General features: G+C 63.6%; 1 pseudogene. It reads left to right on the forward strand.

Going from position 1 to position 379, the window contains the following annotated elements:
* Positions 1–379, forward strand: a pseudogene (locus LBU54_RS15475) (T9SS type B sorting domain-containing protein); the annotation flags it as partial.

Below are 379 nucleotides of genomic sequence, written 5' to 3' on the forward strand. Positions count from 1 at the left end.
CGACCGGCGCGAGCTATATGCCGGCCCAGGGCGGTACCTATAGCGTTACGGTCACGGATACGAGCACTTCGGCCGCAACGGGCTGCGGCAATACGAACACTGCCGAGGTAGTGGAGAGCGAGCCTCCGACGCTGGTCGCGGAGGTGGTAACACAAGCTTTTGCGGAAAACCACGTTATAGAGGCAACGGCAGGCGGCCCCGGGGTCTACGAGTACAGCCTCGACGGCGGCCCCTGGCAGGACAGTGGCAGGTTCGAGAACGTGTCCCCTGGCCAGCACGAGGTAACGGCGAGGGACCGCAACGGCTGCGGCCTGGTTACGGAGACGGTATTCGTTGTGGACTACCCGCTGTACTTTACGCCCAACGGCGACGGCAACAA

This window comes from Winogradskyella alexanderae (genome assembly GCF_020166335.1).
GTDB classification, from domain to species: domain Bacteria; phylum Bacteroidota; class Bacteroidia; order Flavobacteriales; family Flavobacteriaceae; genus Winogradskyella; species Winogradskyella alexanderae.